The 11,473-nt window shown below is 50.7% G+C and carries 7 protein-coding genes and 2 pseudogenes; 7 read left to right on the top strand and 2 right to left on the bottom strand.

What is annotated here, in order from left to right; all coding sequences use genetic code 11:
• Window positions 1–291: 291 nt before the first annotated feature.
• From JCM15908_RS12565 to JCM15908_RS05615, 5 genes and pseudogenes are all read left to right on the top strand, one after another.
• Window positions 292–965: pseudogene (locus tag JCM15908_RS12565) on the top strand (LysE family translocator).
• Between the two features lie 37 nt (window positions 966–1,002).
• On the top strand, window positions 1,003–1,611 hold the full coding sequence (locus JCM15908_RS05600) for a DUF4924 family protein (RefSeq protein WP_025002602.1): 609 nt from the start codon (window positions 1,003–1,005) through the stop codon (window positions 1,609–1,611).
• A 27-nt stretch (window positions 1,612–1,638) separates the two neighbouring features.
• Window positions 1,639–2,513, top strand: a pseudogene (rfbD, locus tag JCM15908_RS12570) (dTDP-4-dehydrorhamnose reductase).
• Window positions 2,514–2,527: 14 nt separating this feature from the next.
• Window positions 2,528–4,096: a peptide chain release factor 3 gene (locus tag JCM15908_RS05610; RefSeq protein WP_025002603.1), complete on the top strand. Its 1,569-nt coding sequence runs from the start codon at window positions 2,528–2,530 to the stop codon at window positions 4,094–4,096.
• Between the two features lie 785 nt (window positions 4,097–4,881).
• Entirely contained in the window at window positions 4,882–6,384 is a 1,503-nt protein-coding gene (locus JCM15908_RS05615; RefSeq protein ID WP_025002604.1) for a BspA family leucine-rich repeat surface protein, read from the top strand.
• Between the two features lie 358 nt (window positions 6,385–6,742).
• Here JCM15908_RS05615 and JCM15908_RS14110 read toward each other — a convergent pair whose 3' ends face one another.
• Window positions 6,743–7,114, bottom strand: a complete 372-nt coding sequence (locus JCM15908_RS14110; RefSeq protein ID WP_148295533.1) for a TPR end-of-group domain-containing protein — start codon at window positions 7,112–7,114, stop codon at window positions 6,743–6,745.
• Window positions 7,045–8,433, bottom strand: a complete 1,389-nt coding sequence (locus JCM15908_RS12575; RefSeq protein ID WP_025002606.1) for a tetratricopeptide repeat protein — start codon at window positions 8,431–8,433, stop codon at window positions 7,045–7,047. The genes JCM15908_RS14110 and JCM15908_RS12575 overlap by 70 nt, the downstream gene beginning before the upstream one ends.
• Window positions 8,434–8,829: 396 nt before the next feature.
• On the opposite strand from JCM15908_RS12575, the gene JCM15908_RS05630 reads away from it, so the two are divergent.
• Both JCM15908_RS05630 and JCM15908_RS05635 read left to right on the top strand, forming a co-directional pair.
• The gene (locus tag JCM15908_RS05630; protein WP_025002607.1) at window positions 8,830–9,042 is read left to right on the top strand and encodes a heavy-metal-associated domain-containing protein; all 213 of its coding nucleotides are present in this window, start codon (window positions 8,830–8,832) and stop codon (window positions 9,040–9,042) included.
• 215 nt (window positions 9,043–9,257) lie between these two features.
• Complete coding sequence (locus tag JCM15908_RS05635) at window positions 9,258–11,192, top strand: heavy metal translocating P-type ATPase (RefSeq protein ID WP_025002608.1); 1,935 nt, start codon at window positions 9,258–9,260, stop codon at window positions 11,190–11,192.
• Window positions 11,193–11,473 lie beyond the last annotated feature (281 nt).

An 11,473-nucleotide genomic window follows, 5' to 3' on the forward strand; every position in this document is an offset into this window, starting at 1 on the left:
CTCGACTCCTGCATCTACAAAATCCTCTACGGTCTTGTAAGTCTGCGTTTTGATTGAGTTAGTAGCTATAACTTGACCGCGCTGGTCAACAATACCAAAGACTGAGTTAGTTCCCCCTAAGTCTAAGCCTATCACGAAAGGCCGTGGTTCTAATATATCCATGAAATAATAAGTTTTTGATTTAACTTTATACTGGCAAAGTTATGAAAAAACTCGCAATTCGACAAAGTTTTGTTAGCGAAATTTGCTTATTCCGTATTATTTTTGCAATTTTGCACCCGAATTATGAACATGCCATTTCCCATCCAGCTGGATATCCTCGACTTTATCTTTAAGGGTATGTTAATCGGAATCATTGCGTCCGCGCCAATGGGTCCGGTTGGTATATTATGTATCCAACGAACCTTGAATAAAGGACGATGGTACGGTTTCGTTACAGGAATCGGTGCCGCAGCCAGTGATTTTATCTATGCCCTCATCGTAGGACTGGGCATGAGTTTCATTATGGAACCTTTGCAGAACCCCGCCTATCAGTTCATTCTACAGATTTCGGGAAGTATTCTTTTAATGCTTTTCGGCATATATTGCTTCGTGTCAAATCCCATGAAGAAGATACATAAGAGCGGAAACACCAAGGGGACTTTGCTGCACAACACCTTCACGGCCTTTCTGGTAACTTTCTCAAATCCGCTTATCATCTTCCTCATCATGCCACTTTCGCACAGTTTGCCTTTGTGCAGCCATCGCGGCCGTTGGAGATGATAGTCGGCTTTGCGAGTATTCCGCTGGGTGCCTTGGTATGGTGGTATGGGCTGACGTGGGTCATAGACAAGGTAAAGGAGAAGTTTGATGTCAACGGTATCCTTATTATTAATAAGGTGATAGGCTCTATCGTCATCTTGTTCTCGCTGCTTGTTCTTGTCGGTACGGTCTTCAACCTGTACCATCTGCCGTCCTACTATTAGCAGGCAGGGGAGCCAATATTTCAATATCGTTTTATCTATGTTTGTAGCAAGAGAACTCAGGAAGAAAAGCATAGCAGAATATCTGCTCTATATGTGGCAGATAGAAGACATTATACGCGTTTACGGCTGTTCGTTGACCCGTATCCGCAAAGAGTATATAGACCGCTTCGACTACACCGAGGAACAGAAGGAAGACGAGGAAGACTGGTTCGGCGACTTGGTACGCATGATGAATCAGGAGGGATGTCGCGAAAGCGGACACCTGCAAATCAATAAGATTCTCGTACAAGACTTGACGGAGCTTCATGCACAGTTGCTGGCATCGTCAAAGTTCCCGTTCTATTCTGCCGAATACTATCGTGTGTTGCCCTATATAGTGGAATTGCGCAGCAAGACCAAACAGGCGGCCGACCAAATGGCACGCAAGAACGACGAGAGACTAAAGGCGGTAGCTGCCCAACTCGGTAAAAGCGAGATAGAAACCTGCTTCGACACGCTTTACGGAGTGATGATGCTGCGCTTGCAGAAAAAGGAAATCAGTCAGGAAACCAGCCATGCCGTAAAGGAAATAACGACACTCATAGGCATGCTCTCGGACTATTACATCAAGGATAAGACCGAGGGGCTGAAGTTTGAAGACGATTAAGGATGAACGAAACTAAAGAGAAAAGAAATGAATATACTTGTAACAGGTGCCAACGGACAACTCGGCAACGAGATGCAGTTAGTCGCTAAAGACAGCAAGGACAACTATATCTTCACCGATGTATGCGATGGTTATGAGAAGTTAGACATTACCTGCCTTGACGAAATACGCAAGGTGGTGAAGAAAAACAATGTGAAGTGCATCATCAATTGTGCTGCTTGGACCAATGTGGACAAGGCTGAGACGGCCGGAGACATCGTGGAGACGCTCAATGCCACGGCTCCTGAGAATCTCGCCAAGGCGATGAAGGAAGCCGACGGACTGCTCGTCCATGTCAGCACCGACTATGTCTTTGGCGGCGATCCGTACAACACGCCCTGCAAGGAGGACCAGAAAGGTACGCCGACAGGCGTTTACGGGCTTACCAAACTGCATGGCGAGGAGCGGATACAGGCTGTCGGGGTGAACCATATCATCCTCCGCACTGCATGGCTATACAGCGAGTTCGGGCACAACTTCGTAAAGACGATGATGAATCTTACCGCTACCAAGCCACAGCTGAAGGTTGTTTTCGACCAGTGTGGGACTCCGACGTATGCCGGCGACCTTGCCAATGCCATCTTTGACATCGTAGAAAACCGAAAGTACGAGGGTAAGAGCGGCATCTATCACTTCTCCAATGAGGCGTATGCAGCTGGTATGACTTCACCATTAAGATAGCCGAGCTTGCCGGCAACAGGGACTGCGACATCCAGCCATGCCATAGCGACGAGTTCCCCTCGCCCGTAAAGCGTCCTGCCTACTCTGTGCTCGACAAGACAAAGATTAAGGAAACGTTCGGCATCAGGATTCCTTACTGGGTAGACAGCCTCAAGATCTGCATGAAAAACCTTAACGCATAAGCAACGAAACAGGAATGAACGAAATAGAACGCAGAAGAACCTTTGCCATCATCTCCCACCCGGATGCCGGCAAGACGACCCTTACCGAGAAGTTCCTCCTCTTTGGTGGGCAAATCCAAGTGGCGGGTGCGGTTAAGAGCAATAAGATACGCAAGACGGCAACATCCGACTGGATGGACATCGAAAAGCAGCGCGGCATCTCCGTATCCACCTCCGTGATGGAGTTCGACTACGAGGACTATAAGGTGAACATCCTCGACACACCGGGCCATCAGGACTTTGCCGAAGACACCTACCGCACGCTGACCGCCGTAGATTCCGCCATCATCGTGGTAGACTCCGCCAAAGGTGTGGAGGCACAGACCCGAAAGCTGATGGAAGTTTGCCGTATGCGCAACACACCGGTTATTATTTTCATCAACAAGATGGACCGCGAGGGACGCGACCCCTTTGATGTGCTTGATGAATTGGAGGAAGAACTCAAAATCAAAGTGCGCCCCCTGTCGTGGCCTATCGGGCAGGGGCAACGCTTCAAGGGCGTATACAACATCTACGAACAGAAGCTCAACCTCTTTACACCGAACAAACAGCGCGTTACGGAGACCATAGAGGTGGACGTAGATTCCGAGGAGCTTGACCGACAGGTAGGCAGCGACTTTGCCGGCTTGTTGCGCAACGACCTCGAACTCGTCAACGGCGTTTACCCGGAATTTGACGTAGAGAGTTACCGTTCGGCCGAAGTGGCTCCCGTATTCTTCGGCTCGGCCCTCAATAACTTCGGTGTGCAGGAGCTGCTCAACTGTTTTGTGGAGATAGCACCGAGTCCCCGTCCCACGAAGGCGGAGGAGCGGATGGTAGCACCTGCCGAACAGAAATTCACGGGATTCATCTTCAAGATTACCGCCAACATCGATCCGAACCACCGCAGCTGTATTGCCTTCTGCAAAGTATGCTCCGGCAAGTTTCAGCGCAATCAGCCCTATTTGCATGTCCGCAATGGAAAGACGCTCCGTTTCTCCTCTCCGACGCAGTTTATGGCGCAGCGCAAGAGTACGGTAGACGAGGCTTATCCCGGCGACATCGTCGGATTGCCGGACAGCGGTGGCGTGTTCAAGATTGGCGACACGCTGACCGAAGGTGAGAACATCCACTTCCGTGGGCTGCCGAGCTTCTCCCCGGAGCTGTTCAAGTATATTGAGAACGACGACCCCATGAAGTCGAAGCAGTTTATGAAAGGTATCGAACAGCTGATGAATGAAGGTGTGGCACAGCTCTTTGTCAATCAGTTCAACAACCGCCGCATTGTCGGAACGGTAGGGCAGCTTCAGTTCGAAGTGATTCAGTACCGCTTGGAACACGAATATAACGCCAAGTGCCGTTGGGAACCCGTCCATCTTCACAAGGCATGCTGGATAGAAGCCGACAGCGAGGCAGAACTGGACAATTTCAAGAAGCGGAAGTACCAGTATATGGCGAAGGATAATGAGGGCAGGGACGTGTTTCTCGCTGATTCCGGCTACGTGCTGAGCATGGCACAACAGGACTTTGAACACATCAAGTTCCACTTCACGAGTGAGTTCTAAGCAGTGTGGAAAACTTGACATGAAGAAGTTTTCTTGACTCTTAGGAAGTAATGCTCAAAGAGCGGCAAAGAGTCTTGCCTTGTAAGGACAAATAGACGCTGCAAAAAGTTCCGAAAAGCGAGGCAGTCTCATTGCTATTACGTCTCGTATAAATTATAACGACGGCTGATATGGGATGGAATTCGACAACGTTATCTGCGATTGGCCTTAGTCTCTTCCGTATTGTTTTTTCTGCACATTTGTGGAAAGCAGAAAACTCGGCTATGGTACGTTTCTCTATAAGATAACTTTGCCACAAATGAACTTTGTCTATCCGGTGATCTACTTGAAACTATTTACCGCAAGCGGTGTATAAAGTACATTTGAATGGACTGACGATGGTTGTTCTTTTTAACATTTGAGCTGCTACGGAAAATATAGTTATTTATGGGTTTTCAAATGTTGCAAAGGTAATAAATAAAGAATCTTTGAGAGATTTCAGCCAGTCAAATGTTCATTACGCCTATATTTTATTGTCTTTTAAAGGCTTTTGTTTATTTTAGAGTGCAAAAAAGTGTTTATTGTGAACTATCCATCTCTTTCCTGAAAAATATTTATGTTTGTGTTATTATTTAATAAAAAATAACAATAATCCAGCATTTATCTCAAAAAATATCCGTTTATTTATAGCCTAAATAGATTAAATTGTGTATTGTTCAAATAAAAGATTTATCAAAACCAAATGTCCGAGTCCTCTAAAGACATTGCTCCGTATAAGGGGATTTTAACAGGGGGACGGAAATCTCATGAAAAAAGCAAAGATTACTCAAGAACATGTAGTGGCTATTATCATGCTGTTTTTCACCCTACTCGCCTTTCCGCAACGGGCGCAAGCACAGACCAAGGAAGCCTATGTAGTGAAAAGTACCGATGAAAAGACCCTCACATTCTATTACGACACTAAGCAAAACTCGCGCACAGGTACCGTGTGTGGCATAGATGATAAGCAGGAAACGGATCAGAATCCTGCTTGGAGTGGAAATGATACCGAACCGAATAAGACCATAACCAATGTCATATTCGATACCTCGTTCAAAGACTTCCGTCTCACAAGTACCCTTCGGCTTTTCTATAACATGAATGCCTTAGAGCAAGTCTCGGGAATAGAAAACCTCAACACTTCACAAGTGAAAGACATGTCTTTCATGTTCTTTGGTTGCGAATCCCTGACATCGCTTGATGTCACGAACTTCAATACGGAAAATGTGACTAATATGAGAAACATGTTCGGTAGCTGCAAATCCTTGACATCACTTGATTTGTCAAGTTTCAATACAGGGAACGTAACTGACATGGGCTATATGTTCTATGAGTGTAAAGTTCTGACTTCGCTCAACCTATCAAATTTCAATACGGTAAGCGTAACCGAAATGGAAGGTATGTTCTGTTTCGACGAAGCCTTGGAATCGCTTAATATTACGAACTTCAATACAGAGAATGTGAGCGACATGAGCTACATGTTCTTTGGTTGTAAAGTCTTGACATCGCTCAACGTCATGAAGTTTAACACCAAGAATGTAACCAATATGGGGTATATGTTCTATGGTTGTGAAACCCTTACATCACTTGATGTCACGAGCTTCAAGGTGGATAATGTTACCGACATGAACGGTATGTTTAGCGGTTGTGCAGCCCTTACATCGATTGATGTTACAAAATTCAACACGAAGAACGTGACTAATATGGAAGGCATGTTCGGTGGTTGTAAATCCCTGACATCGCTTGATGTCACGCATTTCAATACGGAAAACGTAACCAGAATGCGCAACATGTTCTTCAATTGCGAATCCCTTGCATCGCTTGATGTCAAAAACTTCAACACGAAGAACGTGACCGACATGGAAGGCATGTTTGGCGGTTGCAAAGCTCTTACAATACTTGATCTTACAAACTTCAACACAAAGAATGTAACCGAAATGTACATTATGTTCGGCGATTGCAAATCCCTGACTACCATTTTCTGTAATGATGCGTGGACGTGCGAAAGTTCCACTGACATGTTCTTTGCGTGCAGACAACTTGTGGGGGCAGTAGAATTCGACGAGGGCAGAACAGACGTAACTATGGCTAACCCCACGACAGGATATTTCACCAAGAAAGGAGAAACCGGCATTGTCTCTACCATTACCGACGTACCACAAAAGTGCAAGGGCGTCTATAATCTACAGGGCGTGTATCTTGGAGTCTCGCTTGACGGTCTGCCCGCGGGTATTTATATTGTGAACGGAAAGAAAGAAATGAAGAAGTAGCCTCGGATAGTAGGGAGTGCGTCCGAAAAGCACTCTTAAATACAACGAAAGACATTGCCGGGGATTTGCTGAAATAGGATAAGTATTTCCTTACATCCCTCTATAACTTTTATTCTGTCAATAGGCAGAAACCAAATGAAATTAAATATAACCGAGTCCAGTTTGCATTTGCAGCCGGACTCGCTTTGTTTTTGGGATAGATGCAAGCAGCAAGCGATGAGCAAATAGATTTTTGTCACTTACACCCAATCTATTATTTCAGGCGTAATGGATATTTTACAATATCAAAGCATCAAAAGAACAAAGGGATTCCACCATTTGCGTGTGGAATCCCTTTGTTTGGCATAAATAGGGGGGACTATTTCAGATATTTCTTCAGCAACGCCTCATAGTCGGTATAGCCTTTCAGGCTCTTCAGCCAAGGATGGTCGCGGAGCACGTACCAGCTGTTGAAGCCTTTCTCTATGGCCAATTCAAGATGGCGGACAGCCATGGGCTTGTCGTCCATCAGTGCATAGAGGCAGGCCACGCATAAATAGTCGTCGGGTTCACCGTTCTCTTTCAGGCATCTTGCGGCACTCTCCTTGGCCATGTTGTCAATACCGAGGAAGTGCTGCCCCATGAAGGTCGGCATGATGGGCGTCCCCACGCTGTCTTTCTCTACGGCATTGCGGAAGTCGCCCTGTGCTCCATCGTCTTTCCTGACATCTTGTAAATCCAGCCGCGCCAAGCATAGGCGACTGCCACACCGTTCTCGCCATGACTGACAGCGGCATCAAGGTCGGGCAGTGCCTCCTCGTTCTTGCCCTGATAGATATGGCACAATGCGCGCTGAAAGTAGGCATTGGCTCTCTCGTCGTCCTCTTTGAGGGTCTCGGAATACTGCCTGATGGCACCGTCATAGTCGCCTTGGTCTTTCAGAATATCGCCCTTGAACTCGTAGTAGTCTCCTACCAACAGGTCGGAATCCTTGGCAAGGGCCACGGCCTTGTCTGCCCATTCTTCCGCCTCCTTGTATTGGTTGACGGCGAAGTACTGCCTGCCGACTTTTTCAGCCGTCTCGGCATCCTTGTATATCTCGAATGCCTGCTTATAGTATTTGATAGACTCGTCGCGCTGCTTTATTTGGGCATACAGCCCTCCCAAGGTATAGGGCCAGATGCCCTCTGCCGGCTCGGCTGCCTGGCGGGCCTTTGTCTTCGTCAGTACTATTTCGCGCGTCTCTATGCTGTCCGTCAATGCTACGAGGAGGTTTCCCGATGTTTCGTTTCCGCTTTTGTGCAGCGTCAGCAGGTCGTCGAGTGCCGGCTCTGTCTTCTCCATTGCCAACAGGGCCAACACCCTTCCCATTCGGGCGTCGTCGTTGCTTGCGTCGGCAGCCAGTGCCTTGTCGTACCATTCCAGACCTTCGGTGTATTTGTCTTCATTCAGAAACGCATGACCTATCAGTATCATTCCGTCCACGCTTCCCTTGTCGATGTCCAGCAGCTTCTTGAAGTCTTTCCGCGCAAGGTCGTATTGCTCGTGGTTGGTGTAGTAGTCGCCGCGCAGGGCATAGAGGTCGGAGTTGTTGGGCAGCCTCTTGATGGCCTCGTTGATGGTCTCCAGTATCTTCCCGTCCTCATTGATGGCAGAGAGATACTTGGTCTTGGCGTTGTAGCATTTCACGAGCGTCTGCTCGTCGGTCTTCGGCAAGTACCTGATGGCGTTGTCTATGGCTATCAGCGCACTGTCCACGTTTGTTTCGATGGCGTAGGATGCCGACAGCATCGACCACGCATAGCCATTCTTCGGGTTTATAGCCAGCTCCTTGAACAGGTAGGCCTGCCCGTTGGCGATGTCGCCCTCCTGCAATGCCTGTACGGCATGGGTGTAGTTGTAGGTGTTCTGCTGTGCCTTCACGCCTTGTACGGACAAGACGAGCACGGCAAAGAGAAATAACCAGATTGCTTTGATGTGTTTCATTTTCAAGTTGATTATATAGTTATGATAATGTGATATTTCGTGCGGCACTACGTCGCCATGCCGTCTGACGGAAGTCTTTGCCATTATGTTGCGAAGGTAGCGATTTTCTCCGACAACACAAAGGCTTTGCCATAATTTTATTGCCGTTTTTTCATACCGTTGCTATCGCCCTGCGAAAACGGCACTTTGACGTGGTGAAAGTGCCGTTTTCGCTGCATGAGGACGGCACTTTCGCTGTGCGGGAGCAGTTTTCCCTCCACACCGGAAGGCCGATGTCAGAGACAGGAATATGGTCAGCAAGCTGCGCTACGGAGCATGGCAGGGAGCGCGGCGACGGAATATCATAACTCTTATCCATAATTACGTAACACGGATTACACAATATATTCGTACCTTTGCAGTCGTCGGAAAGATGCGCGCCGGACGGCTCCGCACCTCTCATCCGAACAAAAGACAACATAAAACAGAAAGGAAAGAACTATGACAAAGAATGTATTTGCAGTCAGCGGTATGAAGTGTGAACACTGCAAGGCGAATGTTGAGAACGCCCTGCGCAGTCTTGGTGGCGTCAGCTCGGCCGAGGCGAGCCTTGCCGACGGCAGTGTGGCGGTGGAGTACGACGAGAAGGCCGTTACACCGGAACAGCTCAAGGATGCCGTCGAGAACAGCGGACGATACGAGATGGAACTATAAGCCCCTCTCCCGTCGCTGCCGAGGCACGAATCATCCTCCCTGTCTTCTCCCGTCTTTCGGAGGAGGAGGGGAGGATTCCCGTCGGGAACAATCGGAATTATCGGGCGGACAGCCCAGATTGTCAGGGATAACATACGGAATAATCAATCAAGGAGCATCTTCCCTGCGTCTCCCCCCCTCGCGGAGACGACGGAAAGGCTCCGAACAGACGCTTTATGAAACAGACCATACCAGTAACGGGCATGGCATGCGCTGCGTGCTCTGCCAACGTGGAACGGAAACTGAACTCGCTGCACGGAATAAAGACGGCCGAGGTTTCGCTGCCGGGACGCTCCGTCGTAGTAGACTTCGACCCGGAAGAGATTACGCCCGAAAAGATGAAGGCAGAGATAAACGCCATCGGCTACGACCTCATCATAGAGAAAGACCGCTCGGCGGAAGAGATAGAGAAGCGCGAATACACGCTGCTCCGGCGCAGGACGGTCGTCTCGTGGGGCTTTGCCGTTGCGGTGATGTGCGTCTCCATGAGATGGATTCCGGCAGGGCCGCCCGCCGTCGCCAATCAGGTGGCATTGCTGACGGCCTTGGCCAACATGCTCTACTGCGGCCGGCAGTTCTACGCCACGGCATGGCGGCAGCTCCGGCACGGCACGGCCAACATGGACACGCTCGTTGCCCTCTCCACGGGCATCGCCTTCCTGTTCAGCGCGTTCAACACCTTCTGGGGCGAGCGCGTATGGGGCAGCCGCGGCATTGAGTGGCACACCTATTTCGACGCCTCGGTAATGATTATCACGTTCGTCCTTACGGGGCGGATGATTGAGGAGAAAGCCCGGGACGGCATGGCATCGTCCATCCGCCAGCTGATGGGCATGGCACCGAAGACGGCACGCATCGTAGACGGCGACAGGATAGAGGAAGTGCCCATCTCGACGATAGAGAAAGGCGACGTGCTCGAAGTGCGGCCGGGAGAGAAGGTGCCCGTCGACGGCGAAGTAGTCCGGGCGGAGAGCTTCATGACCGCCGACGCTGCCTACGTGGACGAGAGCATGATTACGGGCGAGCCTACCCCGGCAGAGAAGCGGAAAGGGTCGAAGGTGCTGGCAGGAACCATCCCGAGTCAGGGAAAGTTCCGCATGCGGGCACGGCAGATAGGCGAGGACACGGCACTGGCACACATCATCCGCATGGTGCAGGAGGCGCAGGGGAGCAAAGCCCCCGTGCAGCGCATCGTGGACCGGGCGGCCCGCGTGTTCGTCCCCGTCGTTGCAGGCATCGCCCTCGCTACCTTCCTTGCGTGGTGGGCGGCAGGCGGAAGTGCCTCGCTGCCGCAGGCCGTCATGTCTGCCGTTGCCGTACTGGTGATAGCCTGCCCCTGCGCCATGGGACTGGCGACGCCTACGGCTCTCATGGTGGGCATAGGCAGGGCGGCGCAGAGTCAGATTCTCATAAAGGACGCCACCGCACTGGAACGCCTGCGCAAGGTGGACGCGCTCGTCACCGACAAGACCGGCACGCTGACCATACCCAACCAGAGCATAGACTTCACCAAGGCCGATGACCTGCCGCCGGAAGCGCGCGAGCATCTGAAGCCACACGCGCGAGAGGCGATGGACGCGCTCCGCCAGATGGGAATAGAAGTCTACATGATGAGCGGCGACAGGGAGGAGGCCGCCCGCTACTGGGCCGGGAAGGCAGGCATCGGCCACTACCGCAGCAAGGTGCTGCCGCAGGACAAGGAGAACCTCGTCAGGCAGCTGCAGGCCGAGGGGAAGACCGTGGCCATGATGGGCGACGGCATCAACGACACGCAGGCTCTGGCATTGGCCGACGTCAGCATCGCCATCGGGAAGGGCACTGACGTGGCAATGGACGTGGCGCAGGTAACGCTCATGGGCGACGACCTCGCGACGCTTCCCGAGGCGGTCAGGCTGAGCAGGCTGACCGTCAGGATGATTGGGGAAAACCTCTTCTGGGCGTTCGTCTACAACATCGTCTGCATCCCCCTCGCCGCCGGGCTGCCCCATCTCTTCGGCATCGACTGGCAGATAACGCCCTCGTGGGCCAGTGCGCTGATGGCTTTCTCCAGTGTCAGCGTCGTGCTGAACAGCCTGCGGCTGAAGCTGCTGTCAGGCCGTCAGCGGTTTTAACATCCCGGTCTCTTATTATCAGACAGTTGCAGAAGGCTGACAGACTGACAGGAAAAGCCTAAAAACTTTTTTGCCCTTCCGTTACGACAGACGGATACGGGCAGACATACAGGACGACACGGATTGCAGGGCTGTCTCCCGACGGGGGGATGGCCCTGCTCCGTCAGGCGAGCCAAGCCGCCGGCAGGCGGAAAGCCAACGGAGAGAAAGCCGGAGTACGACAGCCGGAAAGCCGCCTGCGGCAAGCGGAAAATTTATATGCGGCAAGCGGAAAATTTATA

This window comes from Prevotella dentasini JCM 15908, assembly GCF_000614065.1.
GTDB classification, from domain to species: Bacteria; Bacteroidota; Bacteroidia; order Bacteroidales; family Bacteroidaceae; genus Prevotella; species Prevotella dentasini.

What these genes read in the sequence shown, in the direction of transcription:
- JCM15908_RS05610 (WP_025002603.1), top strand. Translation starts at nt 2,528, where the DNA reads ATGAACGAAATAGAACGCAGAAGAACCTTTGCCATCATCTCCCACCCG.
- JCM15908_RS05635 (WP_025002608.1), top strand. Translation starts at nt 9,258, where the DNA reads ATGAAACAGACCATACCAGTAACGGGCATGGCATGCGCTGCGTGCTCT.
- JCM15908_RS05600 (WP_025002602.1), top strand. Translation starts at nt 1,003, where the DNA reads ATGTTTGTAGCAAGAGAACTCAGGAAGAAAAGCATAGCAGAATATCTG.
- JCM15908_RS05630 (WP_025002607.1), top strand. Translation starts at nt 8,830, where the DNA reads ATGACAAAGAATGTATTTGCAGTCAGCGGTATGAAGTGTGAACACTGC.
- JCM15908_RS05615 (WP_025002604.1), top strand. Translation starts at nt 4,882, where the DNA reads ATGAAAAAAGCAAAGATTACTCAAGAACATGTAGTGGCTATTATCATG.
- JCM15908_RS12575 (WP_025002606.1), bottom strand. Translation starts at nt 8,433, where the DNA reads ATGGCAAAGACTTCCGTCAGACGGCATGGCGACGTAGTGCCGCACGAA.